Raw genomic sequence first — 25,117 nt, forward strand, 5'->3', positions numbered from 1 at the left:
TTGCTTTTTTTGTTGTCTTGTTGTTGTCACCGTATTAAACCAATTAAAAAAAATACATATTGGGATAGGAGAATGTAAAATGGGAAAAGCACTAATCATCGGCGCCGGCGGCGTTGCTTCCGTGGCAGTACACAAATGCGTTCAAAACAGCGAAGTTTTTGAGGAAATCTGCATCGCGAGTCGTACAAAATCCAAATGTGATGAACTCAAAGCCAAGCTGGACGGCGGAAAAACAAAAATTACAACAGCACAAGTTGATGCTGACAATGTTGACGAACTGATCGCTCTGATCAACGAAGTTAAACCGGATATCGTTATGAACCTCGCTTTGCCGTATCAAGATCTGACAATCATGGATGCTTGCCTTGCAACTAAAACAAATTACATGGACACAGCGAACTATGAGCCACATGATACAGCGAAGTTTGAATACAGCTGGCAATGGGATTACAAAGAGCGTTTTGAACAAGCAGGCATTACTGCATTGCTCGGTAGTGGATTTGACCCAGGCGTGACTGGCGTATTCTCTGCTTATGCCCTGAAGCACTACTTTGACGAAATTGAGTACATCGACATTCTGGACTGCAATGGCGGCGACCACGGTTATCCGTTCGCAACCAACTTCAACCCTGAGATCAACATTCGCGAAGTATCTGCGAACGGAAGATACTGGGAGAATGGTGAATGGATCGAAACAAAACCGATGGAAATCAAACGTGTCTACGACTTCAAAGAAGTTGGCGAAAAAGACATGTACCTGTTGTACCATGAGGAACTGGAATCTTTGGCAAAAAACATGCCAGGTCTGAAACGTATTCGTTTCTTCATGACATTTGGTCAAAGCTACCTGACTCACTTGAAAGCTCTTGAAAATGTAGGCATGACTTCAATCGAGCCTATTGAATATGAAGGTAAACAAATTATTCCACTGCAATTCTTGAAAGCAGTACTGCCTGATCCAGCATCCCTTGGACCACGTACTGTAGGTAAAACAAACATTGGTTGTATTTTCAAAGGTAAAAAAGATGGTCAAGACAAAACATATTATGTTTACAATATCTGTGATCACCAAGAGTGTTACAAAGAAGTGGGTTCCCAAGCGATCTCTTACACAACAGGTGTTCCAGCTATGATCGGTGCGGCAATGGTCATGACAGGCAAATGGAACAAACCAGGCGTATACAATGTAGAAGAGTTCAACCCAGATCCATTCATGGAAGAGTTGAACAAATGGGGGCTCCCATGGGTAGAAGACTTCAACCCGGTACTCGTTGATGAACTGCCAGAAGAAGTTAAAGAATCGGAGCTTGTTCGTTAAAATGCGGTTCGAGCAATTACCGACACCATGTTTTGTTGTTGACGAGGCGCTTATCGAGAGAAACCTGAAAATCCTGAACGGTGTTATGCAGCGTACAGGTGCCAAAATCGTGCTCGCTCAAAAAGCATTCTCCATGACTGCGATGTATCCGCTGATTGGAGAATACCTGAGCGGTGCTACGGCGAGCGGTTTGTATGAAGCACGCCTGGGCCACGAGGAAATGGGTAAAGAGAATCATGTCTTTGCTCCGGCATACCGCGCAGAAGAGATCGACGAGATTCTCTCCATCTGCGACCACATTATTTTTAATTCTTTTTCACAGCTTGCAAAATTCAAGGATAAGGCGCTTCAGGCTGGCCGTAAGGTTGGCTTGCGCGTCAACCCTGAATGCTCTACCCAAGAAGGGCACGAGATCTATGATCCGTGTTCTCCGGGTTCGCGTTTTGGCGCGAAACTTGAGGATTTCAATGCAGATATGTTGGAAGGTGTCTCCGGATTACACTTCCACACGCTGTGTCAGCAAAATTCCGATGATCTGGAGACTACGCTGAACGCAGTTGTTGAGAAGTTCGGACAATGGCTGCCACAAATGGAATGGATCAACTTCGGTGGTGGACACCATATCACACGTGAAGATTATGATATTCCAAGGTTGGAAGCTTGCATCAAACGTATGCAGAACGATTATGGCTTGGAAGTATATCTGGAGCCGGGAGAAGCTGTTGCGCTGAACGCGGGTTATCTGGTGACCTCTGTGCTGGACTTTCATAAAAACGGTATGGACATCGCCATTCTGGACACTTCCGCTACGTGTCATATGCCGGATGTGCTGGAAATGCCATATCGCCCACCGCTGATCGGTTCGGGAGAAGTAGGCGAGAAAGCCCATCTGTATCGTCTTGGTGGACAAACATGTCTGTCTGGTGACGTAATTGGGGATTATTCATTCGATCAGCCTTTGCAAGAAGGCGACCGTCTGGTATTCGAGGACATGGCGATTTACTCCATGGTGAAAACCAATACGTTCAACGGTATGCCGCTTCCAGCGATTGCTGTTAAAAGAAAAGACGGCGATTGTGAAGTTGTCCGCGAATTCGGATATCAGGATTTCAAAATGAGGCTGGCATAATACTTCATTATATAGTAAGCATTGAATATAAATACAAAGAAGGGAACCTGGAGACAGGTTCCCTTTTTAACGTTAACTGATGTTTAACGTCTTGCAGCGTATGGAAAGATCGGTTCTCTTAGTTCAAAGTCATACGTCAACCCATCCACAATGCCGACTACACTTTCACTGTCATACAACTCCAGCAAAAATCCAGCCATTTGTTCCGCCGTATGGAATTTGGGAACTCTGCCTTCATATTCAAACTCGTCTACATTAAAGGAATGTTTCGCAAACTCGGTCTCGGTTGCAGCCGGTGCGAGAACTTTGGCTTGCATCGCTGCGTTCTTACCTTTTAACTCTTGCGCAAGTCCTTCCGTAAAGGCACTTACATAGAACTTGGTTGCACAGTAGGTTACTGCATCGGCTACAATCGTATATCCTCCACCAGAGGAGATATTAATGATTTGTGTACCATCGACATCTGCATAATCACGTACATAAAGGGAAGAAAGAATCGTAAGAGCTTCTATATTTAGATGAAGCATCTGCTCAATCTTGGGCAGGTGTTGTTCGCCCACGGAAGCAAAATTCCCGAATCCGGCGTTGTTAATCCACGTCTCAATGGAATAAGCCTGAAGACCTTCATAGAATTCATGCACATTAGCGGCAATGGACAGATCCACTGTACGAATGACAACATCCAGAGCAGGATTGATTTCAGCTACTTTTGCTTTTAACTTGTCCAATTCATCGGTTCGGCGTGCTGCCAGGATCATATTTTTGCCACGAACTGCAAAAGCTAAAGCCGCTTCATATCCAATGCCTGAACTGGCACCAGTAATCACTGTGTATTTCATGGGAATTCCTCCTGGATCTGATTTCATTTTTTATTGTGATGTGACCACGAGTTGATTATACTGATTAGAGCTTACTCTAAGTCAAGCGTGAATATAGAGGGGAGGTTGACCATGCATACCATTGGTGAAGTGGCAGATTTACTCCATATCAGTCCACATACGTTGCGTTATTATGAGAAAGAACAGATTGTAACTCCTCTCCGAGATGCCAGTGGAGACAGGCGATACAACGAGTCCCATGTGAAATGGCTACAATTTGTGATCAAACTAAAAGAGACCCAGATGCCTATTGCTACCATTAAGAAGTATGCATCCTTATTTCAGGAAGGGGAGCATACGGCGGCAGATCGGTTGAAGTTGCTGGAGGAGCACAAAGAGTCGATTCAGAAACAGATGCACATACTTAACACAGCTGATGAGATGCTCAAGCATAAAATTTCGTCGTATCGGACGTTCATCGGACAATGATGTAAAACACACTAATGACGTTCTATTGCCAAAACAGTGATTTTTATTATAGACTGTTTTTTATCGGTTGTTCATCAAGGGGGAAATGCAATGCATCAAATCAGAAAACAAAAGTCAAACAAGTTAAAGATCCTCTCCAAAGTATTATTGATTATCATTGGGGGATTTATAACGGCATATGGCCTGGAAGCCATATTAATTCCGAATAATGTCTCAGATGGTGGTGTCACAGGTCTGAGTATCGTAGGATCACAGCTGTTTGGATTACCACTCGGGATGCTTATCGGGATTATTAACATTCCATTTGTGTGGCTAGGGTACAAACAAATCGGTAAAAGCTTTGCGTTATATTCGATCATCGGTATTGCTTCACTGGCGATTAGCACTAGTCTGATGCATCATGTACCAACCATCATTGAAGGTGATACCTTGCTCGTTACGGTTGTCGGCGGGATTATCATCGGTTTTGGTATGGGACTTGCATTACGTAATGGCGGCGCATTGGATGGTATAGATATGTTGGCTGTACTCCTTTCGCGCAAAGTACCTTTTGGAACCAGTGATCTCATTCTGTTCCTCAACATGTTTGTCTTTATTGTCGTTTCTACCGTATTTGGTCTTCAAGGAGCGATTTTGTCAGGACTTGCGTATTTTATTGCTTCTAAAGTAATACATATTGTTGAAGAGGGTTTGAGCGGCTCCAAAACGTTTAAAATTATTACGAATCAACCTGAAATCATGGTTGAAACCATTCGTGACCGACTAGGTCGTGGTGCAACGTACACCGAGGCGTACGGTGGCTATTCTAATGAACAATTCAAGGAAATCACTTGTGTCATTAACCGGATGGAAGAGAGCAAAATTAAAGATATCATTCATGAAATTGACCCATCTGCTTTTGTAGTCGTATATGATGTAGCTGAAGTAAGAGGTGGCAATTTCAAAAAGAAAGATATTCACTAACATACAAAAACGCGCTGACAGGAGGAATACTCTTGCTAGCGCGTTTTTGTATACCATGTGTATATAAATAAATCAAGCTTCCGTAAAAACTGTACTGAAGCTACTGTCAACACCTTCAATATACAATGGCACAGCATAGACCTTTTCAATTCCAGATAAATCATGGTTTAAATTCATATCCTCTATAAGTAGAATGAACTTGCCATCAACCCAACCTTTCCCGAGCATAATCTGATGAAAAGCGATAGCTTCATCCACATGAATCACAGAGCCTGAAGAGATCATATCCATCCCAACTGCTCGCAATGAATCAAAAACCATCAGATAACTTGCAGCATCCGCTGCAAACCCTGGGTTATGATCACTATAACGAACAGGGTCAGATGACCGAAACTTTCCAAAACCTGTACGTATGAGCAGTAGATCAGAGCCAGCGATCTGGTGTTCATATGGCTCCAGGTCAGCTTTGGTAATAAGTTCATCATCACCTTTGGGAATATCGAGGATTGTTGGATGAGTAAAGATAAAATAGTCTATTGGAATCTCGCTTATTTTTAGACCTTGCGGATTGAAATGCCAAGGCCCGTCAATATGAGTTCCATTATGGTTGAGGGATGTGATGATAAATTGGTTATACAGATCTCCTTGATCTATGCTGGACTGCTGCTTAATCTCAACAGGAGGGTTATCTTTATAAACGGGAGTATTTACACTAAGAGGATAGGACAAGAGGATCCGCTTCATCTGTTGTTCTCTCCTTTATGTCACACAGATTCTTTATAATATTTGGAGAATGTACGGATTCATATTATGTAAGGAATCGGTACTTCATGCATAAGCACAGCTCTCTTATGGAAAACTTCTGTAGTGTGATTAAATAGCATGATTCCTATGGGAGGTTAGCGTAGTGACAAAACAGGACCCGCAAGAGCTTTTGAAGCAAAAACACGAGCTGGATGAGCAAAAAAGACAGTTCACTAATTTTTCCCGAAAAATATCAGGTCATGGTGAGGTTGAGGCTGGTCAAGAGTTCAGTGTTGACCGGGTACCAGATGATCAAAACCGTATGAAATCGGTTGAGAACAGACGCGGCGAAGTCTAAAACGTTACAACATAAGCCGATCCTTTCATGGATCGGCTTATTCGTACGTAGCATTTTATCGAATAGGAAGATATATGTTGTAGTTGCAGGCAGCAGAGTATTTAGGTGGTGGTCAATCGTTGCAAAAGGTCGTATATTATTACTATGTCGATTGTGGGATTGAATAGGTACCACATCGCAAAATGATAAACGATTTTACATAGAAGGACGGGAAAAAATGGACTTTAAACCGCTTGCTTCATTTATTGACCGCATGACATCCTGGCGTATTCCGTGGGCAGAGGTGCTGGTTATGCATCGAAATGATACCGTTTTCCATTACCGTAATGGTTACGCCAATCTGGAAGAGAAAACGCCCATCGGCGATGGAGCGATCTTCAATCTATACTCCATGACCAAAATCATGACCTGCGTGGCAGGATTACAACTGGTAGAGAGAGGTGAAATGCTGCTAAGCGACCCACTGTCCGATTATCTGCCAGAATATGCTGATATGACGGTGAAAAAAACGATGGCGAGCGGAGAGATTCGGCTGGAAAAGGCGACAAAAGCCATTACAGTGCGCGATTTGTTCACCATGACCGCCGGGTTCTCGTATGACGTTGGTTGTCCAAGCATTCAAGAAGCTGTAAAAAGCACCGACGGAGCATTGCCGACTCGTGATTTCGCGAAAGCGCTTGCCAAGGAACCGTTGTTGTTTGAACCAGGAACACACTGGAATTACAGTATGTGTCATGATGTGCTGGGAGCCTTGGTGGAAGTGGTAAGTGGCAAAAGCTTTGGTACGTATCTGCGGGACGAAATCACCGGACCACTTGGCATGAACGATACAGCGTTTAATCTGAACGATGAGCAGCAGAAGCGACTGATTCCGCAGTATGCTTACAATGATGAGCTTGAAAAGGCTGTACGTATGGATGGTAATGGATTCCGTGTAGGTAAAGAGCTGGAGAGCGGCGGGGCAGGGTTGCTATCAACGGTTAGCGATTATGCATGTTTTCTGAACGCGCTTACTGGTCGGGGTACAAGTCCTGAAGGCGTACGAATTTTGTCACAAGCTTCAGTGGAACTGATGCGAACCGATCACCTGAACGAGATGACTCGGGGTGATTATTCGTGGGATCATATGTATGGGTACGGCTATGGACTGGGTGTTCGCACACATATCTCCAAAGCAGGAAGCGGCTCGCTGAGTCCAATAGGCGAATTTGGATGGAGCGGCGCTGCTGGTTGTATGGCTATTATTGATCCGGATTCAGAGCTTACAGTTATGTATGCACAGCACCTGCTGAATAGTCAGGAACCATACGTTCAACGACGCTTACGTAATGTGGTTTACTCCTGTCTATAAATCATATCGTATTCGATATTACTTGAAGAGCCGCTATATAGCGGCTTTTTTATGTTATATGGAAGGAAAACTATTAATTAGATTGTTATTTCTTTATTAGAAAGGGTATGTTATCATTCTTAGGAAAATAGTACTAGTAGGAGGATGTGCTTATTGAATACTAACCTATCTTAATTACATAGTTTGATCAAGATTACACGCTAGCAAGTACCTGTTTGAATGTTGAGATTGTGCACGATTCAAAATTAGAAAAGAGCTACTAGATTTTTATTTTTTTACTCAAAGGAGAGTCAACAATGATACACCCTAAGCACCAATCAAAATGGGCTTCTCTGGCCCTACTAACTTTAATCGGCTATGTTCTGAGCGCATTGCTTCTGCTTCCACCCAATGCCGCTGCCAAAGGAGAGCAAATCTCCTCCAAACAGCTCGAAAGTATGAGCCGGCTTTCATTTACGCTTCGTGATGCCAAACAAACGGCTTACACCGTTTATATTTTCGCTTATGATGAACAGAAGAGCACGCTGACCGAAGAAAATGGTTGGACCAACAATAAAAAAGGCGACAAGAGTTATTCAGGCACGTATCGCGCAGCCTTGCTGAAGAAAGGTGCAGCATATGGAACAGTCCAAGCAGCAAAACTGGATCTGAATACGATTATTTTGCCTCAAACCTGGAACTTCGTTGTGAAGAGCAAAGAGGCCAGTACACCAGACATGCTGATGATCACCGATTGGGGAACTTCTAATTTTAATGAGGTGAAAACGTATATTGTTCGTTCCGGGGAATTGCGCCGTGTAACATATGTCGATAATAAGGGGAAAAAAATCGACGATTCCTACTCTGCAAGCAGAGATGATGGAATCCGTACTCTTTCAGGTGCCCGAGTACAGTTCAAAAATTACAACAACCTTCAATTTGTCTATGGGGTTGATACGTTTAAGCTGAATGTGAACAAATTGGAATTGCGGTTGGAAGATACGCGCAACCTCCGTTCAAAAGCTTGGCCGAACTCGGGTGTTGGCGATCGCGCTTACCTGAAAAGCCTGAAGGAAGCCGCTTTGAAAGGTGTATTGCCAGGCCGGACGGACGTTAAGATTGGCATGACGCTTCAAAATGCGCAGAAAAAGCTGGGGAAACCCAATTCTCGTTCAAACGAGGAATGGGGAGCGTTCTATTATTATTCTAAATTCGGCGTCGGGTTTGATTCATACATGCACGAGCTTACCAACAAATCACGTATTGCCGTTTTTGATTTGTACAATGAAAAGCAGAATCTTTCACCATGGAATGTGAAAATATGGATGGGGAAACCTTCCTCAGAATATTATAATGAAGTCGTGGGTGGTTATGAGATGGTATACCATTTAGGTAATCACGCCATGGTATTCAACTATGAGGAGGAAGAGGACTTGATTGACTTTACGAGTATATATTAAGGTATAGCATCGTAAAGAAATGAAAGTATATCTTAATCGTATTTACATGAAAAGCCGCTGATCAGCGGCTTTTTTGGTTATCCATGGAAGTGGACGGGGAGTCTATTTTATTGGGGTGTCATTAGAGCTTTGCACAGAACCTACACGATTGACTAAATATATGCCAACCGACACAAACAGTAATGCGGCCAGGTTTTTCAGTTCCAAAATCGTTTCCCCCAAGAATAACGCAGATAATAAAGCTCCAAACACAGGGATTAGGAAGTTGTACACAGACACTCTTCCGACCTTGTTGTACTTGAGAAGCATATTCCATAGACAAAATGCGACGGATGACAGCAAAGCCAGGTAGATTAAGTTACTGGTGGATTCCAAGGTGAAATGGGTGACCCGACCGCCAAGTGATAGACCTAACAGCGTAAGCACCAGTCCCCCGACGAATAAGCTGACCCCTGTTATGATCAGAACATCGATCGTAGCGGTGAGACGTTTTGCGTAAAGGGCCGTAACGGAAAAAACAAGTGCTGCTATGATAACAAACCCTTCGCCTGTGAATGAAAAGGAAAAAGCAAGCAGATCCGTATGGAAGTTTACAATGATTACACCAACAAATCCGAGCAAGCAGCCAACAATTTTATTTCTGCTTAATTTGTCGTTTTTATAGATGAAATGGGCCAGAACAACACTGAAAAAGGTCGTAGTTGCGTTCATAATAGAGCCTTTGACACCCGTCGTATTGGCTACGCCAACGTAGAAAAACATATATTGCAAACCGGTTTGCAATATACCTAGCATGATAAGGCTTGTCCACTGCGGCCTGGACAATTGGAGCTTCTCTTTTCTAACAATACGAGACAGGAGCAAGAGCAGCAAGCCCGCCAGTGTAAATCGGTATCCTGCAAATACATACTTGGAAGCAATATCTTCCGGCAGAATGTTAAATGCGATATATCCAAGTTTGATGGATGGGTACGCACTTCCCCATAACAAGCAACATAGGCTTGCCACGAGCATAACAAAAATGGGATCACTAAACTTACTCGGTTTCTCAAGGGTATTTCTCTCTATCACTTTCGATCTTCTCCTCACATTTCATGCACATATGTATGTATGAATCTATTAATATCCTCACTGACCATATCACATATCGCTAATCTTTGTAATGATAATTAATAAACCGCTCCTTAGCTGGTAGGAATATCAAGAAGGAACGGTTTATGAGGAGCATTGGTTATAGATTTCTTTCTAATAAAATCCCAACTTGTTCTGCGACAATGTGAGGTTGCCGGGGTAATCCATTCGTGAAATAGGATTCCACGATACCAACGATTGCTGTACCAAAGAACGTAAGAACAACTTCTTTCGTTAGTCCTTCATTTTTTCCCTCCGTTACATTCACCTCATCTTCCAATTCTTCAATGACGAGAGCCAGGAAGCGATTGCGGAAAAAAGGGGCTCCTTTACTCAGTAACATAGCCGAGAAGAATGAATAGTGAATTTCAAAATAATCGAACCAAAGTACATTGCTTTCTATAAAATCCAGATCGGATGCTTCCTTGCACAATCTTCTTAGTTCATCGATATGTTCTTCGATTAATTTATCCAGCAAGTCAATCGTTCATGAGTTTGATAAAAGCGGATTTGATCGCTTCCTGAGTCTTAAGTATTCTTCGATCTGTAATAGAAACGATAGTAATCACCATTCTTTCCAGAGAGTAATTGCACAAATGTTGTTCCTTTGCGCCATAAGGCACAGATCGGGTTCATTTGATCCTTGCAGAGGTAGTTCAATTATTTTATATTATACACGAATGTGCGATATCGCACTTATGTGTGTAATCATATTTAGGTCAACATAGGAACAGGAAGCATTAATCAATAAGCTCATATTGGAGGTTAATAAAATGGCTAAACATGAAGAAGTTAAAGATGGAGTGATATTCCCGGTAGGAGAAAAAAACGAAGCATTTTCGCAATATTTCATAGGGCAAAGTTATCTCCAATCCTTGGTTGCTGATCCCAAAGTGAATGTGGGTGTTGGGAATGTAACGTTTGAACCGGGATGCAGAAATAACTGGCATATCCATCGCGGTGGATTTCAGTTGTTGTTAGTGACTGGTGGGGAAGGTTGGTATCAGGAAGAAGGGAAACCTGCTCAATTCCTCAAAGCCGGCGATGTGATTGTGACTCATGATGGTGTAAAACACTGGCATGGGGCCGCTAAAGATAGTTGGTTTGAACACATTGCGATCACTGCGGGTACACCGGAATGGTTGGAACCAGTGACAGATGAAGTTTACGGGAAGTTGTAAAATAAACGCTATGAATTGATTTATTCGAAAATGTACTCCTAATTTGTTAAATTAAAGGCTATTTAAGGTCAGCGAGATTGCTGATTCTTATGTTGATCTGGGTGCCATCACTCTGAGTTTTAATCGAGTGATGGCCTCTTTGCGTCTATGAAGTATCAATCTCCCTGACAGGAGAAAACCATGATACAGATGATTTCAAGTGCACTTTCATTTATACTTGGAGAAATTTCCAGAATGAAAACGCTTGTCAAATTGAAAATAATATGATAATTTAATGTCTGTAACCGGTTACACATAGAGGAGAGCAACTTATGACAACAATTAAAGACGTAGCTCAACTGGCTGGCGTATCTGTTGCCACCGTATCCAGAGTCATTAATGATAGAGGTTATGTTCATGCGGACACACGCAAGAAAGTGGAAGATGCTGTGAAGGCGCTTAACTTTTCGCCAAATGAAGTGGCTCGCTCATTATATAAGCGTAAATCCAAACTGATTGGCCTGTTGTTGCCGGATATTACGAACCCTTACTTCCCGCAGTTGGCCCGCGGCGTAGAGGACCGGATGCAGGAGCAGGATTACAGACTGATATTTGGAAATAGTGATGAGGATGAACGGAAGGAGCAGGATTACATCCAGACGTTTATCCAGAACAACGTGGTTGGTGTGATCTCTTCAACGAACTACCCTCATTCTTCAATATATGAAAAACTGAAGATTCCCGTGGTGTTTCTGGACAGAACTTCACTGGATCGTCCATCCGTGTATGCGGATGGCAGGGAAGGTGGAAGACTAGCTGCAAGGGAGATTATCAAACGCGGCAGTCGCCGGATCACAGTTATGCAGGGACCGTCACAGATCAGACCCGCTCAGGATCGTTTTGAAGGGGCGATTGAAATCATCCGTGATGCTGGGTTAGACTACCGGGTAATCCAGACGACCTCATTTTCAATTAATGAGGCAAGTGTATGGGCTGAAGAATTATTCAGGAAATATGCGGACACAGACGGGGTCATTGCCAGCAATGACATCGCAGCCATGGCAGTACTGCATGAGGCATCACGAATCGGAAGAAAGGTTCCTGATGACGTACAAGTGATTGGTTTCGATGATATTCCGATGAGCAGCCTGTTATCGCCGGCATTGTCCACCATCCGTCAGCCAGCATACGAGATGGGAAGAGAAGCGGCGAGATTACTTATCCAGCTTGTGGAACAAGCTGCAATAGAGAATAAAAACATACAGTTGCCCGTGAGTTTCATCGAACGGGGCACTACGAGAAAGGTGAGATCAAATGGCTAAAATATGTGTAATAGGAAGCAGTTCAATGGATCTGGTTGTTACTTCGTCAAGACGGCCGGGAGCGGGTGAAACCGTTCTTGGCGACAGTTTCAAAACGGTCCCTGGCGGTAAGGGAGCCAATCAGGCTGTTGCTGCTGCACGATTGGGTGCCGAGGTTGCTATGATCGGCCGGGTAGGCGACGATGCTTTTGGCAAAGATATTTTAGAGAACTTTAGAGCAAATGCTGTAAATACGCAAAATGTGAAACCGGTTACACATTTAGAAAGTGGAACGGCTCATATCATTCTGGCAGAAGGTGATAATAGTATCGTAGTGGTTGAAGCGGCGAATCGGGAAGTCACTCCTGCATATGTCGATGAAGCAGCTGAAGTGATCCGCGATGCAGATATCGTATTAATTCAGCAGGAAATTCCGGAGGAAACGGTTGTGCATGTGAGTGCATTGTGTGCAGAATTCGGAACACCGCTACTGCTTAATCCCGCTCCGGCGAGAACATTGCCGCAAGAAGTGATCGACAATGCCGCATATATCACGCCGAACGAGCATGAAGCTGAGATTTTGTTTCAGGGCATGAGTCCGGCACAGGCATTACGTCAGTATCCAAACAAGTTGTTCATCACGGAGGGCAGTAAAGGTGTACGTTACTTTGATGGCACTGAAGAAATTCTAGTCCCAACTTATAAAGTTGAGGCTGTCGATACTACTGGGGCAGGGGATACGTTCAATGCCGCATTTGCAGTTGCTTTGGCTGAAGGAAAAGCGTTGCAAGAGAGTATACGTTTCGCCAATCGGGCTGCATCGTTGTCCGTTACCAAGTTCGGTGCGCAGGGCGGCATGCCAACGCGTGATGAAGTAGAGGAGAGCTTGTAATGAAAAGAAATGGCATGTTGAATAGTCACATTTCCAAGATTCTGTCTGATCTGGGCCATACGGACATGATTGCGATTGCGGATGCAGGTCTGCCGGTACCGGACGGGGTACTCAAAATCGATCTGGCCCTCAAACTGGGAACACCAAGTTTTCGCGAAGTGGTGGAAGCGATCGCTGAAGATATGGTCATTGAGAAAGTCATTGTGGCTGAAGAGATTTGCGAAGGCAATCCCGTAGCCATGCAATTCATCACAGAGAAATTTGGGGTAGAAGCAATCGATGCTTCCGTCAGCCACGAACAATTCAAAGAATTAACACGGCAGGTGAAAGCTGTTATCCGCACAGGTGAAGCCACACCCTATGCCAATTGCATTTTACAATCGGGAGTCCATTTCGGTTAAAAGGAGGTTGTGTAATGCACATTCAGATGCAAGACATTCATAAAGCGTTTGGAACGAATCAGGTGCTGAGCGGAGTGGATTTTGAACTAAAAGATGGTGAAGTTCATGCCCTGATGGGGGAGAATGGAGCCGGCAAATCCACACTGATGAATATTCTGATTGGTCTCCATCAGAGAGACCAAGGGACCATCAGCATAGACGGAGAAGAAAACTATTTTGCAAGTCCGAAGGAAGCCGAGAAACTGGGTATCACATTCATACATCAGGAACTGAATGTATGGCCTGAAATGACGGTGCTGGATAACCTCTTTATTGGTAAGGAAATGACATCATCATTCGGATTGCTCAACACAAGACAAATGAAAGCGCTTGCCAAAGAACAGTTCGCCAAGCTTTCCGTAGACATACCACTGGAACGTCCTGCGGGAGAGTGCTCTGTCGGGCAGCAACAGATGATCGAGATTGCCAAAGCGCTAATGACAGATGCCAAGGTCATCATTATGGATGAGCCAACAGCAGCACTTACGGAGCGTGAGATCCAGAAGCTGTTTGGTGTAATCAGCTCGCTGAAGAAGGAAGGCGTGTCCATCGTCTATATTTCTCACCGAATGGAAGAGATATTCACGATCTGTGACCGGATTACCATCATGCGTGACGGAAGAACGGTAGACACACAAGCTATTCCGCAGACAAGCTTTGATGAAGTGGTACGGAAAATGGTAGGTCGTGAACTTACCGAGCGTTATCCTGTCCGGAATCCTTCTTATGGTGAAGTTGTCCTCGAAGTAAGGAATGCAAGCAGCAAAGGTCTATTCGAGAATATTAACTTCACCGTGAGAGCGGGGGAAATACTCGGTTTCTCAGGACTCATGGGTTCTGGACGAACAGAGATCATGAGAACCATCTTTGGTTTGGATACGTTGGATAGCGGTGAAATCTTCATCCGCGGCAAAAAAGCGAACATTCGTAAACCGGCAGATGCAGTGAAACATGGAATCGGGTTTATTACAGAAGACCGCAAGGATGAAGGGCTGGTATTAGACTTCTCTATTCGCGAGAATATGGCGTTGCCAAATCTGTTCAGTTTCTCAAACAAAGGTTTCATCTCAGCTTCAAAAGAACAAGACTTCGTAGATACACTGATCAAACGTCTACAGATCAAAACGCAATCCTCTGAGACGGCGGCAAGGAATCTATCCGGGGGGAACCAGCAGAAGGTGGTTATCGCGAAATGGGTTGGTATCGGACCAAGCGTACTTATCCTGGATGAACCTACACGCGGAGTGGATGTCGGAGCGAAGCGGGAAATCTATGAATTGATGAATGAACTGACAGACCGCGGTGTTGCAATCATCATGGTATCGTCGGAGCTACCTGAAGTGCTCGGCATGAGCGACCGGATCGCGGTTGTGCATGAAGGACACATCAGTGGCGAGGTTGCAAGGGAAGTAGCAACACAAGAACACATTATGACATTGGCCACAGGGGGACAGTGATATGACAACAATGCAGGAAAACAAAACGGCTAAAAGCGGCTTCCGTTTCTCAAGTGTGATACAAAAATTGGGACCGCTGCTCGGCTTAATCATTCTTATTCTCATCGTATCGGTGTTGAATCCAAGTTTCTTGGAACCGCTTAATATCTTGAATTTATTGCGTCAAGTCTCGATTAATGCGCTGATTGCCTTTGGTATGACGTTTGTTATTCTGACGGGTGGAATTGATCTGTCGGTCGGCTCGATCCTGGCTTTATCCAGTGCTTTTGTAGCAAATATGATGTTGTCCGGTCTGGACCCGATCTTGTCCATCATTATCGGTGTAGCACTCGGTGGTGTCATGGGTATGGTGAACGGACTGATGATTACCAAAGGTAAAATGGCTCCGTTTATCGCTACATTGGCAACCATGACGATATTCAGAGGACTGACGTTGGTGTACACGAATGGTAATCCAATTACAGGACTCGGAGATAACTTGTTGTTCCAACTGTTTGGCCGCGGTTACCTGCTGGGCATTCCGGTACCTGCAATTACGATGCTGATTACCTTCATGATTCTGTGGATTGTTTTGCATAAAACGGCTTTTGGCCGCAAAACGTACGCCATCGGCGGTAATGAGAAAGCTTCCATTATCTCGGGTATCAAAGTGAATCGCGTGAAAATTATGATCTACTCCCTGACAGGTATGCTCGCTGCTCTGGCTGGTGCAATTCTGACATCGCGTTTGAATTCAGCGCAACCAACGGCAGGTACATCCTACGAGCTGGATGCGATCGCAGCAGTTGTATTGGGTGGTACAAGTCTTGCTGGAGGACGCGGACGCATCGTGGGTACACTGATCGGTGTTCTGATTATCGGCGTGTTGAATAATGGATTGAACTTGCTTGAAGTAAACTCATTTTATCAAATGGTTGTAAAAGGTATCGTCATTGCCATTGCCGTCCTGCTGGACCGCAAGAAAACAGCATAAGGAGAGAAGCGAATATGAAAAAGTGGACTGTAACACTCATAAGTATGCTGATGATCATCGTTCTGGCCGGGTGCTCTCTGGAGCCACCGGAATGGGCGAAACCTAACCCAAACAAAAGTAACGGACAGAAGAAAATAGGTTTGTCGATATCTACACTAAACAATCCATTCTTTGTATCACTGAAGGACGGGGTAATGGCTGAAGCAAAAAAACAGGGAATACAGGTCATCGTGGTGGATGCGCAGAACGATTCGGCCAAACAAACCAATGATGTGGATGATCTCATTCAGCAAGGCGTTAGTGCACTTCTGATTAACCCTGCGGACTCTGCAGCGATCTCCACAGCGGTTCAATCCGCTAATAGTGTGGGCATTCCTGTAATCACGCTGGATCGCTCCGCAGATAAAGGCGAAGTGGCGGCACTAGTGGCATCGGATAACGTTAAAGGTGGACGTATGGCAGCTGAATATTTTGTGGAACAACTGGGTGAGGGAGCAAAAGTTATTGAACTTGAGGGTGTCCCTGGCGCTTCCGCAACAAGAGAACGGGGTAAAGGTTTCCATGAAGTGGCTGACAAGCAACTTGATGTGGTTTCCAAACAATCTGCTGATTTTGATCGGTCCAAAGGGTTAAATGTCATGGAGAATTTGCTTCAGGGTAATCCTGACGTGCAGGCAGTATTTGCCCATAATGACGAGATGGCACTTGGTGCGATTGAAGCGATTCAAAGTTCGGGTAAAGACATTCCGGTCATCGGATTCGACGGCAATGATGATGCAATCAAATCCATTCAGGATGGGAAATTAACGGCAACAGTCGCTCAGCAGCCTATACTGATTGGCCAACTGGCGCTGCAAGCAGCTCTGGATGTGCTCAGTGGCAAGCAGGTGGAGTCATCCATTCCCGCTGAATTGAAGCTGGTAACCAAGGAAAATGTGAATGAGTAAATCATCATAAAACATGTATCTTCGTTTTGGACATGAACATAGGACTAAACCAAGCCGCTAAATTAGCGGCTTTTTTTCATTTCAGAAGAAGCGTGCGGACATCACATTAATCAGATTATTGACTTTTTAAAAGCATATTAAAGGTGCCCCAATTGAATTAATGTCCACATTGTCTTTTTGGACTGCTCCAAAAGAGCATTTTTGGATATGTATATCCAATCCATCCGTTGCTATACTAGCATGACGTTCTACACAGTCTTCACAACATAAGGAGGAGCTAATCTCATTGATTCATTCCTGTTCGGAATAGAAAGAAGGTGGCTGACATGAAACATCTAGTAGAAGAAAATCTTCAAGCTGTAAGACAGCAAATGGCATTGGCCTGCCAGGCTTCAGGTCGCAACATAGAGGACATCCAATTGTTGCTCGCGACCAAAACGGTACCGCTAGAGAAATTACAAATAGCTATTCAAGCAGGTGAGGTCCTGTTTGGAGAAAACAAAGCTCAAGAACTTCGGGACAAATTCCCACTCATGGAACAAAGCAAGCAGGTGGAATGGCATTTTATCGGACATCTGCAAACCAATAAAGTAAAGGACGTTGTTAAATATGTTACGCTCATCCATTCCGTAGATCGTCTGAAACTGGGTCAGGCGTTACATAATCAGCTTCTCAAAGAGAATAAGACTCTAGACATTCTTGTGCAAATTAACACGTCCTATGAAGAAAGTAAATTTGGTGCCTCTCCAGAAACAGCTGTCGAGCTTGTAGAACAGTTAACTCGATTCGAAACGTTGAACGTGAAAGGCTTAATGACCATTGGAAAACTGAATGCAACGAACGAAGAAACACGTCATTGCTTTCGTTTGTTAAACCGTATTCGCACTCAAATTAAAGAGAAAAACATTCCGCGTGTAGAGATGGATATTCTATCGATGGGCATGTCCGGTGACTTCCAGGTCGCTATTGAAGAAGGAGCTACAATGATTCGTGTAGGAACAAGTGTATTTGGCCCACGGTATTTACCAGACGAATATTACTGGAATGAAAACACACGCATCGATGATTAAGTGAGAGGTAGTGTTAAATATGAAGACAGCATCCCCTTCGTTACGTGGCCGTGATTTGATATCGCCGGTGATCGCCGCTTTAATATCCGTAATTGTTAATTACGGGGGTACATTTATTCTTGTGTTTCAAGCTGCAAAAGTGGCTGGTTTAAGCCCGGAAATGACCACTTCCTGGATTTGGTCCATCTCGATTGGGGTAGGAGTAACAGGAATTTGGCTCAGTTATCGATACAAGGAACCGATTATTACAGCCTGGTCTACACCGGGTGTGGCGTTTCTCGTTTCAGCATTAGCGGTAACCCCTTATCCAGAAGCTATTGGCGCTTACATGATTTCAGCAGTTGGATTTATTATTTTGGGTTGGTCAGGCATGTTTGAACGTTTCGTTCGACTTATTCCCCCAGGCATCGCCTCCGGATTGTTAGCAGGTATTTTGCTACAGTTTGGAATATCGGCCTTTGGAGGGGCAAAGCTTGATCCTTTGCTTGTTACTGTGTTGTTTGCAGCTTACATCGTGCTAAGAAGATTTACTTCCCGTTACGCCATTGTTGGCATATTGGCAATCGGTTTGATTTATTTGATATGCATGGGGAAAACAGACTTCAGTACGATCCAATTGGCTGTAGCTTCGCCTGTATTTGTTGTTCCAGCGTTTTCGTTAAATGCTTTACTTGGCGTTGCGCTACCGCTGTTCATTATTACCTTGACAGGGCAGTATATGCCCGGAATGCTTGTTCTGCGTAATGATGGATTCAAGACAAGTGCCAATCCCATTTTGGCCGTAACAGGTGTGGGTTCGCTTCTTGCAGCCCCATTCGGATCACACGCTTTTAATGTGGCAGCTATTACAGCAGCGATTTGTACAGGAAAGGATGCACATGAGGATTCAACCAAACGTTATATTGCAGGTATTGCTTGTGGTGTTTTTTATATTTTTGTCGGCATTTTTGGCGTAACATTGGCTGCTCTGTTTTTGATTCTTCCTGCTACCTTTATTGCAACATTAGCGGGATTGGCCTTACTTGGAACGATCGGTGGCAGTCTTGCCAATGCATTAACGGACCCTAAGGGACGTGAAACTGCATTGATTACGTTTTTGGCGACAGCAGCGAATGTGACTTTGCTTGGTGTGGGTGGTGCATTTTGGGGACTGTTTGCAGGAATGATGGCACATCTACTGATGAATAGTAAATTTCCCAAAAAACAACTTGGAACGAATAAATAACCGTAATATTGAGAGGAAGATGTTCATGAAACATTTGGAGAAGCAAGATAAAGTAATAGGAATGGCTGTCCAGCAAGAGCTTGGAAGGCAGCGGGATAAGATAGAACTGATAGCATCAGAAAATTTTGTAAGTCAAGCTGTGATGGAGGCAACAGGTTCGGTATTGACCAATAAATATGCGGAGGGGTATCCGGGCAGAAGATATTATGGCGGGTGTGAGCATGTCGATACAGTCGAAGAGATAGCAAACAGCCGCCTTAAAGCACTTTTTGGCGCTGAACATGCGAATGTGCAGCCTCACTCCGGTTCTCAGGCCAACATGGCGGTATATTTTGCCTCGGTTGAGATTGGTGACACAATACTTGGCATGAATCTATCCCAGGGTGGTCATCTAACACACGGAAGTACTGTTAATTTTTCAGGTAGGTTTTACAATTTTGTTCCATATGGTGTCGATGCACAGACGGGCCGCATTGACTTTGACGAAGTACGTAAACTTGCTTATAAGTATCGTCCACGCATGATTGTTGCAGGTGGAAGTGCATACCCGCGGACCATTGAGTTTGAATTATTTGCCCAGATTGCCGCCGAAGTGGGAGCTCTTTTCTTTGTAGATATGGCGCATATAGCCGGAATAGTTGCGGCAGGTTTGCATCCTAACCCGGTACCACATGCCCATTTTGTTTCAACTACCACACACAAGACCTTACGAGGACCACGAGGGGGAGCCATTTTGTGCCGGGAGTCGTGGGCAAAGGCGATCGACAAAGCTGTATTCCCGGGGACTCAGGGCGGGCCATTCATGCATGTCATTGCAGGAAAGGCGGTGGCATTAGGTGAGGCATTGCAATCCGATTTCACAACATATATTGAAGGTGTTCTGAATAACGCCAACGTATTGGCAGAAACTTTAATGAATGAAGGACTCACCCTTGTATCAGGAGGAACAGATAATCATATCGTGTTGGTTGACTTACGAACGATGGGCCTTACAGGCAAAGAAGCCGAAGCTTTACTGGATGAAGTAGGGATTACGGCGAATAAAAATGCAATCCCTCACGATACGGCAAGTCCTTTGGTTACAAGCGGTATTCGTTTTGGAACTCCGGCTATGACTTCAAGAGGGCTTGGAGCCAGGGAAATGAAAGAAATTGCTCAGCTGATAGGGCTTGTTTTTAAAAATCCAAAGAACTCGGATGTAAAAAATCAAATATTAGGTACTGTCCGTGAAATCACTTCGCAATTTCCTCTATATGAAGGGCTCAAATAGCTCAACAGCAGACACAAATAGAGCCTGCAATTGTTCCTAATGGATAACAATTGCAGGCTCTTAATTTGTTTGCTTATATTGAAACTCACTCTTTTTTGAACAGAAGAGATATACCGTAAATGAGATTTAAGACACGCCCTAGTAGGCTATACCTACACGAGACTTTATATACTCATCAGACATTAATTGCTGATATGTAAACTCCGCAGTATCGATTACAGATATAGAAGTTCCACCGGCAGGCAAGTAGTCGCGCTCAACCCGGTACTTACCAAGAGAGTCTCCATCAAATAAGTAGGTAGGACACACGATGGTCCATTCTAAATTTGAAGCTTTGAGAATGTTGTACATCTCCAGATGCTCTTCAGCTGCTCGCGTGGACTTACGTTTGGACTCAGGGGATTGAAAACGAAGTAAGCCAGGATCCGTTCGACTTTCCAATATGCCTGCGGTACCAATAGTAATGATTCTTTTGATACGTTCCTGAGCCATAGCCTCAATAATCAATCCCGTGGATTGTGATAATGTAGTCGTTCCATCGGTACTTAAGGCGCTAACAACGAGATCCACACCCTGTATGGCGTAATGAATATCCTCTTTGACTAAAGCGTTTCCTTGATGCAGAACGAAATTGTCATCCTTGATTTGCAACTTTTCCGGGCTTCTAACCAGTACAGTTACATGATGATTGGAACGTAGGGCATTAGAGACGAAATGACTTCCAACCCGTCCGGTGGCTCCCAATACTAAAATTTTCATCACAAAAACATCCTTTCGAATCCGAGTGGAGAGCATGTTCTCCATCATAATACAATCTTTGCAAGCCGATGTATGCCTTCCTCAATCTGCTCATCATCCACTTTCGCAAAACCTAATATCCATCCTTTTCGATGACTCTCCAAGCAATATCTACTAAGCGGATACACGCGCACACCTTGATCAAGGGCAGCATTCGTCAGCGCTTCTTCGTCAAATGACGTTTCAGATTCTAGCAGCATATGTAATCCCGTCTCCACACCACTTAATGTAAATCGTGAGCCTAGCCCAGAAGCAACAATGGCTTTGGTCATGACTTCGTGTCTGCGTCGATATATGTTCCGAACTCTTCTCATATGGCGCATAAAATGACCACGCTCAATAAAATGAGTTAGCGTTAATTGTTCCATAATCGGCAGATGACGATAGGTTAATTCATGAACTTGAGTAAGGCGATCGATGGCTATTTTGGGGCCGATGATAGCGGATAGTCGAATACCAGGTGCAACCATTTTGGAAAAACTCATCATATAAAGCGTATTCTGAGGTTGCTGACTAAATATAGTTGGAAGTGGATCTCCACGGTACCTAAATTCGCTATCGTAGTCATCCTCAACAATCCAATATCGATGATGAGCTGCCAAGTGCATCAATTGTTGCCTGCGTGGCTCCGACATAATAACACCAACGGCGCATTGATGAGAAGGTGTGACAAATACGAGTTTCGTCTGTGGGTGAATATGATCTACACATAATCCATACTCATCAACCGGAACGGGATCGACTTGCATCCGGCGGTATTTCATTGCCATCCAAGCGGCAGGGAAGCCGGGATCTTCAACCGAAACTCTGTCTCCCTCACTTAAGAGAGCCTGGGCAATTAAATCAATGCTATGTTGTGCACCTGATGTTAACAAGATTTGATCAACATCGATATGAATGCCTCGTTCAAGTGACAAATAACGTTGAATCTGCTCTCTTAACGCCAGTAACCCTCTGGCATCACCATAAGCCCATATATCCAGATTGGGTTCAGTGGAAGCTTGTAAAAAGGATTGCCTCCAGGCTTTTGTGAAACTTTCATCCAGATAAGGCTCGTGGGGATTAAAATCAATTTCTATTTTGCGATTGTCTCTATTGCCAAACCAACTATGCAGATGACCAATCGATTCGTTTAGTGTAGGCAATTCGGGCGGTATAGGCCCTTGCATCGTGACGTCTTCTGATGAACGAGGTGCATATGTCCAATCACTAACTCTTGTCCCGGCTCGTCGGGAGGTTACCGTATACCCTCGACTGAATAATTCCTCGTACACAATCTGTATGGTTGAGCGTGAAACACCAATTAATTGAGCAAGTTCACGTGAGGGGAGTAGCAATTCTCCTGGTTGCCATTTCCCGGTTGTGATATTATGAATCGCTTGATCCAAAAGTTGCTGCCAGATCGGGCGTTGGTCATTCCGATTAACTTTTAGCATTGCTTCAACTCCATTACTCATGCTGAATTATGGACTGCATTTATTTATGTACTTAGCCATGTTATTGGCACTCCATTGATTGATATACCATTATAGCAAAAGTTTAATTTGCAAACAAAACAAAGCTGGACTAAAGCGATTTTTACCGTGTGTCCAACCAATTTGGGTTGGTCCTGCTTGGTTCATACTCGATTCATATTCAAGCCACAGACAGTTCATCTTCTTCGGTTACACTACGGGAGTACTACCACAGAGATTCCTAATCCATAGACTAGACAGGAGAAGATGAGATTGACACGAAAGAAACGAACTTCTATCGCCGCCATAACTTTGGTGTTTGCAATGATGTCCCCAATGTCGGCCATGGCCACACCCGCTATCAGTAACGGTAATAACCCTACGTATGATCTAACTAAAAAGGCAGTAAGTGCAAAGGCCAAGGTACTCACTGAATCATACGCTACGACAAGTGTGCAGTACGCACTGATGGATGAGGGTGAGATTGTGATCTCCGGTCAGGCAGGCAACAATGATCTGAAAAACAACATCCCGCTTTCTTCAGATACCATGTATGGCATTGGTTCAACCAGCAAAATGGTGCTCACCACTGCCGTAATGAAGCTAGTGGACCAGGGCAAGATCGATCTTGATGAGCCTGTCGTGAAGTATATTCCAGACTTTAAAATGAAAGACAAGCGTTACCAACAGATTACACCACGCATGTTACTGAATCATTCATCTGGACTTCTCGGAACGTCAAGTAACAGTGCAATACTGTTTGGAGATAATGATACCTATGCACATGATACGTTACTGGAACAATTGGCGACGCAACATCTGAAGGCCGATCCTGGCGCATACTCGGTGTATAGTAATGACGGTTTTACATTAGCTGAAATTCTGGTTGAGCGGGTCAGCGGCATGAGCTTTACCACTTTCATGCACCGGTACATCACTGAACCCCTTGGTATGGAGCATACCAAAACACCGCAGGATATCGTGGACTTTAGCCAGATGGCAGCAACATATGCCCCTTCGCATGAGGAGCAACTTCCATTAGAGACTACAAATATGATTGCCTCGGGAGGCATCTATTCCACCGCTGAAGATCTGGTTCAGTTCTCGAAAATCTTTACAGGTGAGGTTGAAGGTGTTCTTTCGGAGGAATCCGTAGAGGCCATGGAACAAGAAGAATACAAGAGAGGCATGTGGCCAGAAGAAGGCGATTCTTCTATTGGTTATGGCCTGGGCTGGGACAGCGTGAACCTGTTTCCTTTTAATGATTACGGCATCCAAGCAGTAAGCAAAGGCGGCAATACAATCACCTATCATTCCTCCTTGATTGTGTTACCGGAGTATAATATGGCTGCTGCCGTAACCTCTTCCGGTGGTCATAGCTCAACGGATCAATTGCTGGCAACTGAGCTGTTGCTTGGCGCGCTTGAGGAGAAAAATATCATTCCAGAGCGTAAGCCGGAGAAATCACATGATGCACCGGTGAAAACAACCATGCCGAAGGAACTTACACAGCACACAGGCATGTACGCGGGTGGGGCAAACATGTTAATGAAGATGGACGTAAAAGATGATGGGCAATTAACGTTATCTAATCTGTCGTCGCCTAACAGTCCTGATCAGACCTATACGTACACCGCTGATGGCTCTTTTGTTAATGATGCGGCTACGGAAAAGCTGAAGTTCGTTCAGGAAGTCAATGGGAACACATACTTGTGGTCTCGCTCGTATCAGTCTGTGCCTGGGCTTGGGCAAGTTGCTTCCTCGGAATATAAGGCAGAAAAGCTTGAAACCAACGAATTGTCTGCAGAAGTAAAGGCCGCATGGCAGAAACGGGAAGGGAAAGCCTACGTGTTGGTCAATGAAAAATACACATCAACATTGTACAACACAGCGATGCCGATGATTCCCATTCATACTTTTAATGAGCTGCCTGGTTATATCTACACCAATAAAATTATTGGAGCTGACCAAGCCGTGAACCAATTGCAAATTCCTGGATTAGCGGGTCGTGACACGATGGAGTTCAATTTCTATGAGGAAAATGGCGTGGAATACGTTACAGCTGGAGGCAACGTCTATGCTGCTCAAGAAATTATAAAACCGATCTATACAGGAAAACAATCGAAGACAACGATTCAAGCGAATGGCCATGCCACATGGTTTTCAATTCCGGCATCCGTTGCAGGTAAACAAATGAAGGTCAATATGTCGTCAAACAGCGCATTTGCTGTATACGACCAAACGGGCGTAGGCATTAATCATACAGTGGTCAGTGGACAAAACGAAATTGTATTGCCTGAGAACGGAACCATTGTGTTCGCGGGTGAAGCTGGTTCGAAATTTGAGATTGTATTGACAACCAGAGAAAATTACTAGATGATAAAAAACTG

The 25,117-nt window shown here is 44.2% G+C and carries 24 protein-coding genes; 18 read left to right on the forward strand and 6 right to left on the reverse strand.

Annotated features, from left to right (window positions below):
* Nucleotides 1–79: 79 nt before the first annotated feature.
* Nucleotides 80–1,318, forward strand: a complete 1,239-nt coding sequence (locus QVE09_RS01555; protein WP_017688530.1) for a saccharopine dehydrogenase family protein — start codon at nt 80–82, stop codon at nt 1,316–1,318.
* A gap of 1 nt (nt 1,319) precedes the next feature.
* Complete coding sequence (nspC, locus tag QVE09_RS01560; RefSeq protein WP_315935360.1) at nt 1,320–2,447, forward strand: carboxynorspermidine decarboxylase; 1,128 nt, start codon at nt 1,320–1,322, stop codon at nt 2,445–2,447.
* Between the two features lie 83 nt (nt 2,448–2,530).
* Here nspC and QVE09_RS01565 read toward each other — a convergent pair whose 3' ends face one another.
* Nucleotides 2,531–3,286 carry an SDR family NAD(P)-dependent oxidoreductase gene (locus tag QVE09_RS01565; RefSeq protein WP_315935361.1) on the reverse strand — a complete coding sequence of 252 codons (756 nt, stop codon included), beginning with the start codon at nt 3,284–3,286 and terminating at the stop codon, nt 2,531–2,533.
* 111 nt (nt 3,287–3,397) lie between these two features.
* On the opposite strand from QVE09_RS01565, the gene QVE09_RS01570 reads away from it, so the two are divergent.
* On the forward strand, nt 3,398–3,754 hold the full coding sequence (locus QVE09_RS01570; protein WP_315935362.1) for a MerR family transcriptional regulator: 357 nt from the start codon (nt 3,398–3,400) through the stop codon (nt 3,752–3,754).
* Between the two features lie 90 nt (nt 3,755–3,844).
* Nucleotides 3,845–4,717, forward strand: coding sequence for a YitT family protein (locus QVE09_RS01575; RefSeq protein WP_253435530.1), 873 nt, complete (start codon nt 3,845–3,847; stop codon nt 4,715–4,717).
* Between the two features lie 72 nt (nt 4,718–4,789).
* Here QVE09_RS01575 and QVE09_RS01580 read toward each other — a convergent pair whose 3' ends face one another.
* Nucleotides 4,790–5,461, reverse strand: a complete 672-nt coding sequence (locus tag QVE09_RS01580; RefSeq protein WP_315935363.1) for a cyclase family protein — start codon at nt 5,459–5,461, stop codon at nt 4,790–4,792.
* 163 nt (nt 5,462–5,624) lie between these two features.
* Here QVE09_RS01580 and QVE09_RS01585 point away from each other — a divergent pair, with 163 nt between their 5' ends.
* From QVE09_RS01585 to QVE09_RS01595, 3 genes are all read left to right on the forward strand, one after another.
* The gene (locus tag QVE09_RS01585; protein ID WP_315935364.1) at nt 5,625–5,819 is read left to right on the forward strand and encodes a hypothetical protein; all 195 of its coding nucleotides are present in this window, start codon (nt 5,625–5,627) and stop codon (nt 5,817–5,819) included.
* A gap of 217 nt (nt 5,820–6,036) precedes the next feature.
* Nucleotides 6,037–7,170, forward strand: a complete 1,134-nt coding sequence (locus QVE09_RS01590; RefSeq protein ID WP_315935365.1) for a serine hydrolase domain-containing protein — start codon at nt 6,037–6,039, stop codon at nt 7,168–7,170.
* 296 nt (nt 7,171–7,466) lie between these two features.
* Nucleotides 7,467–8,609: a DUF4309 domain-containing protein gene (locus QVE09_RS01595; protein WP_315935366.1), complete on the forward strand. Its 1,143-nt coding sequence runs from the start codon at nt 7,467–7,469 to the stop codon at nt 8,607–8,609.
* A 102-nt stretch (nt 8,610–8,711) separates the two neighbouring features.
* Here the strand turns inward: QVE09_RS01595 and QVE09_RS01600 are convergent, their stop codons facing one another.
* Both QVE09_RS01600 and QVE09_RS01605 read right to left on the reverse strand, forming a co-directional pair.
* Nucleotides 8,712–9,680: a DMT family transporter gene (locus tag QVE09_RS01600; protein ID WP_315935367.1), complete on the reverse strand. Its 969-nt coding sequence runs from the start codon at nt 9,678–9,680 to the stop codon at nt 8,712–8,714.
* Between the two features lie 160 nt (nt 9,681–9,840).
* Nucleotides 9,841–10,218: a TetR-like C-terminal domain-containing protein gene (locus QVE09_RS01605; protein WP_315935368.1), complete on the reverse strand. Its 378-nt coding sequence runs from the start codon at nt 10,216–10,218 to the stop codon at nt 9,841–9,843.
* Nucleotides 10,219–10,513: 295 nt separating this feature from the next.
* Between QVE09_RS01605 and QVE09_RS01610 the strand changes: the two genes are divergently transcribed.
* From QVE09_RS01610 to QVE09_RS01655, 10 genes are all read left to right on the forward strand, one after another.
* Nucleotides 10,514–10,921: a cupin domain-containing protein gene (locus QVE09_RS01610; protein ID WP_315935369.1), complete on the forward strand. Its 408-nt coding sequence runs from the start codon at nt 10,514–10,516 to the stop codon at nt 10,919–10,921.
* A 311-nt stretch (nt 10,922–11,232) separates the two neighbouring features.
* On the forward strand, nt 11,233–12,222 hold the full coding sequence (locus QVE09_RS01615; RefSeq protein ID WP_315935370.1) for a LacI family DNA-binding transcriptional regulator: 990 nt from the start codon (nt 11,233–11,235) through the stop codon (nt 12,220–12,222).
* Nucleotides 12,215–13,093: a ribokinase gene (rbsK, locus tag QVE09_RS01620; protein WP_315935371.1), complete on the forward strand. Its 879-nt coding sequence runs from the start codon at nt 12,215–12,217 to the stop codon at nt 13,091–13,093. Before QVE09_RS01615 ends, rbsK begins: the two co-directional genes overlap by 8 nt.
* Nucleotides 13,093–13,494: a D-ribose pyranase gene (rbsD, locus tag QVE09_RS01625; protein ID WP_315935372.1), complete on the forward strand. Its 402-nt coding sequence runs from the start codon at nt 13,093–13,095 to the stop codon at nt 13,492–13,494. Before rbsK ends, rbsD begins: the two co-directional genes overlap by 1 nt.
* Nucleotides 13,495–13,508: 14 nt before the next feature.
* Entirely contained in the window at nt 13,509–14,990 is a 1,482-nt protein-coding gene (locus QVE09_RS01630) for a sugar ABC transporter ATP-binding protein (protein WP_315935373.1), read from the forward strand.
* 10 nt (nt 14,991–15,000) lie between these two features.
* The gene (locus QVE09_RS01635) at nt 15,001–15,963 is read left to right on the forward strand and encodes an ABC transporter permease subunit (RefSeq protein WP_397387004.1); all 963 of its coding nucleotides are present in this window, start codon (nt 15,001–15,003) and stop codon (nt 15,961–15,963) included.
* A gap of 14 nt (nt 15,964–15,977) precedes the next feature.
* Nucleotides 15,978–16,910, forward strand: a complete 933-nt coding sequence (gene rbsB, locus QVE09_RS01640) for a ribose ABC transporter substrate-binding protein RbsB (RefSeq protein WP_036615972.1) — start codon at nt 15,978–15,980, stop codon at nt 16,908–16,910.
* 326 nt (nt 16,911–17,236) lie between these two features.
* Nucleotides 17,237–17,980, forward strand: a complete 744-nt coding sequence (locus QVE09_RS01645; protein WP_315935375.1) for a YggS family pyridoxal phosphate-dependent enzyme — start codon at nt 17,237–17,239, stop codon at nt 17,978–17,980.
* A gap of 19 nt (nt 17,981–17,999) precedes the next feature.
* Nucleotides 18,000–19,205 carry a benzoate/H(+) symporter BenE family transporter gene (locus QVE09_RS01650; protein WP_315935376.1) on the forward strand — a complete coding sequence of 402 codons (1,206 nt, stop codon included), beginning with the start codon at nt 18,000–18,002 and terminating at the stop codon, nt 19,203–19,205.
* Between the two features lie 25 nt (nt 19,206–19,230).
* Entirely contained in the window at nt 19,231–20,475 is a 1,245-nt protein-coding gene (locus QVE09_RS01655; protein WP_315935377.1) for a serine hydroxymethyltransferase, read from the forward strand.
* A gap of 138 nt (nt 20,476–20,613) precedes the next feature.
* On the opposite strand, the gene QVE09_RS01660 is transcribed toward QVE09_RS01655, so the two are convergent.
* The gene (locus QVE09_RS01660) at nt 20,614–21,234 is read right to left on the reverse strand and encodes an NAD(P)-dependent oxidoreductase (protein WP_315935378.1); all 621 of its coding nucleotides are present in this window, start codon (nt 21,232–21,234) and stop codon (nt 20,614–20,616) included.
* A 44-nt stretch (nt 21,235–21,278) separates the two neighbouring features.
* Nucleotides 21,279–22,709, reverse strand: coding sequence for a MocR-like pyridoxine biosynthesis transcription factor PdxR (gene pdxR / locus QVE09_RS01665; RefSeq protein WP_315935379.1), 1,431 nt, complete (start codon nt 22,707–22,709; stop codon nt 21,279–21,281).
* 285 nt (nt 22,710–22,994) lie between these two features.
* On the opposite strand from pdxR, the gene QVE09_RS01670 reads away from it, so the two are divergent.
* Entirely contained in the window at nt 22,995–25,103 is a 2,109-nt protein-coding gene (locus QVE09_RS01670) for a serine hydrolase domain-containing protein (RefSeq protein WP_315935380.1), read from the forward strand.
* The last annotated feature ends 14 nt before the right edge of the window (nt 25,104–25,117 follow it).

Origin of the sequence: Paenibacillus sp. ClWae2A, assembly GCF_032452295.1 — a bacterium.
Lineage (GTDB): Bacteria > Bacillota > Bacilli > Paenibacillales > Paenibacillaceae > Paenibacillus.

Bases quoted from the DNA above. Each gene is read 5' to 3' on its own strand.
- QVE09_RS01555 (WP_017688530.1), top strand. From the start codon at position 80: ATGGGAAAAGCACTAATCATCGGCGCCGGCGGCGTTGCTTCCGTGGCA.
- nspC (WP_315935360.1), top strand. From the start codon at position 1,320: ATGCGGTTCGAGCAATTACCGACACCATGTTTTGTTGTTGACGAGGCG.
- QVE09_RS01565 (WP_315935361.1), bottom strand. From the start codon at position 3,286: ATGAAATACACAGTGATTACTGGTGCCAGTTCAGGCATTGGATATGAA.
- QVE09_RS01570 (WP_315935362.1), top strand. From the start codon at position 3,398: ATGCATACCATTGGTGAAGTGGCAGATTTACTCCATATCAGTCCACAT.
- QVE09_RS01575 (WP_253435530.1), top strand. From the start codon at position 3,845: ATGCATCAAATCAGAAAACAAAAGTCAAACAAGTTAAAGATCCTCTCC.
- QVE09_RS01580 (WP_315935363.1), bottom strand. From the start codon at position 5,461: ATGAAGCGGATCCTCTTGTCCTATCCTCTTAGTGTAAATACTCCCGTT.
- QVE09_RS01590 (WP_315935365.1), top strand. From the start codon at position 6,037: ATGGACTTTAAACCGCTTGCTTCATTTATTGACCGCATGACATCCTGG.
- QVE09_RS01595 (WP_315935366.1), top strand. From the start codon at position 7,467: ATGATACACCCTAAGCACCAATCAAAATGGGCTTCTCTGGCCCTACTA.
- QVE09_RS01610 (WP_315935369.1), top strand. From the start codon at position 10,514: ATGGCTAAACATGAAGAAGTTAAAGATGGAGTGATATTCCCGGTAGGA.
- QVE09_RS01615 (WP_315935370.1), top strand. From the start codon at position 11,233: ATGACAACAATTAAAGACGTAGCTCAACTGGCTGGCGTATCTGTTGCC.
- rbsK (WP_315935371.1), top strand. From the start codon at position 12,215: ATGGCTAAAATATGTGTAATAGGAAGCAGTTCAATGGATCTGGTTGTT.
- rbsD (WP_315935372.1), top strand. From the start codon at position 13,093: ATGAAAAGAAATGGCATGTTGAATAGTCACATTTCCAAGATTCTGTCT.
- QVE09_RS01630 (WP_315935373.1), top strand. From the start codon at position 13,509: ATGCACATTCAGATGCAAGACATTCATAAAGCGTTTGGAACGAATCAG.
- QVE09_RS01635 (WP_397387004.1), top strand. From the start codon at position 15,001: ATGCAGGAAAACAAAACGGCTAAAAGCGGCTTCCGTTTCTCAAGTGTG.
- rbsB (WP_036615972.1), top strand. From the start codon at position 15,978: ATGAAAAAGTGGACTGTAACACTCATAAGTATGCTGATGATCATCGTT.
- QVE09_RS01645 (WP_315935375.1), top strand. From the start codon at position 17,237: ATGAAACATCTAGTAGAAGAAAATCTTCAAGCTGTAAGACAGCAAATG.
- QVE09_RS01650 (WP_315935376.1), top strand. From the start codon at position 18,000: ATGAAGACAGCATCCCCTTCGTTACGTGGCCGTGATTTGATATCGCCG.
- QVE09_RS01655 (WP_315935377.1), top strand. From the start codon at position 19,231: ATGAAACATTTGGAGAAGCAAGATAAAGTAATAGGAATGGCTGTCCAG.
- QVE09_RS01660 (WP_315935378.1), bottom strand. From the start codon at position 21,234: ATGAAAATTTTAGTATTGGGAGCCACCGGACGGGTTGGAAGTCATTTC.
- pdxR (WP_315935379.1), bottom strand. From the start codon at position 22,709: ATGCTAAAAGTTAATCGGAATGACCAACGCCCGATCTGGCAGCAACTT.
- QVE09_RS01670 (WP_315935380.1), top strand. From the start codon at position 22,995: ATGAGATTGACACGAAAGAAACGAACTTCTATCGCCGCCATAACTTTG.